General features: G+C 66.6%; 1 protein-coding gene. It reads right to left on the minus strand.

The window, feature by feature from the left end; all coding sequences use genetic code 11:
* Positions 1-192: 192 nt before the first annotated feature.
* A partial coding sequence (fliD, locus tag A612_RS00505; RefSeq protein WP_019372665.1) for a flagellar filament capping protein FliD occupies positions 193-1,186 on the minus strand: 994 nt, incomplete at its 5' end.

Raw genomic sequence — 1,186 nt, forward strand, 5'->3', positions numbered from 1 at the left:
GACGTTGGTGTTGATGGTCATGGCCATGGGAATGCTCCTTCAGGGGCGAAGAGATTGCGATCCACTCTCGTGCAGGCGATGGTTGACTGCGCAAGTCGCTCCATGACTTGCTGGGTGTTGCAAGGCATTGTGGAAGCGCCACCAAAAGCAAAAGCCCCGATGAACGGGGCTTTTGCGGGCTGTTTCGCGCTCTCAGCTTTTGTTCCAGCGGCTCACCTGGGCGGCCATGAAGGAACTCAGCGAGCTCAGCGAGGCCATGTTCGCGTCCAGGGTCTGGTACTGCCGGAGCAGGTTCTGCTGGCGCACCGCAAGGCGTGTGCTCAGGTCGTCTTGCTCGGTCGCGTTGCGCTTGAGTGCCGCCTGCAGCGCGTTGCTGCGGCCGCTGATGCTGCCGTTGACGCCGTTGGCCTGAAAGGCGAAATCGCGGATGCGCGTCACCAGACCGTTGGTCGCGGCGTCGCCAGTGCTGGCGGTGAGGGTCTGCTCCAGCTTGGGCAGGTCGGCCAGGGCCGCCTCGAGCTTGGCGGCGTCCAGGCCGAGCGAGCCGTCGCGCTGCACCTGCAGGCCCAGGTCGCTCAGGTAGCTGCCGGATGCCCCGGGCTGCCCGACCAGGCCGCGCAGCGCGTTGTGCAGGTTCACCGCAGTGCCGTCGCCTTGCAGCGGCTGCGCCTTTTTGCTGGCGGCGTCGTAGCGCGTCAGCTCGGCCACGAGCGCGTTGAGCCTGTTGTAGGCCTGCTGGAAGGCTTCGATCTTGTCGCGGACGGCTTTTCTGTCCGCTGCGACCGATATCTCGACCGGGGCACTGGTGGTCTTGAGCAACTCCAGCTTCAGCCCTGGCACCACGTCCTCGGCGGTATTGCTGGGCGAAGAGGCTGCGATGCCGTTGATGCTGAAGACAGCATCGCCGGCGGCTGCGCTGCGCACCATGCCGGCGCTGCCTGCCTGGATGGATGCCTGGTCGTAGGCCAGTCGGGCCAGCGCGGAGCCAGCGCCTGGGGGCTGTCCGTCAGCGTCCTGCACGGACAGGGCGAAGCCGTTGTCGGCTCCGGTCTTGCTGCCGCGCACCAGCAGCTGCTCACCATGGGTGCCGCGCACCACCACGGCCGACACGCCGGCATCGGCGGCGTTGATCTTGCCGGCGATGTCGGCCAGCGTGTCGTCGGCGGCGATCTCTATCGAGACTGCG

This window comes from Melaminivora alkalimesophila (assembly GCF_000282995.1).
In the GTDB taxonomy this organism is placed as follows: Bacteria; Pseudomonadota; Gammaproteobacteria; order Burkholderiales; family Burkholderiaceae_C; genus Melaminivora; species Melaminivora alkalimesophila.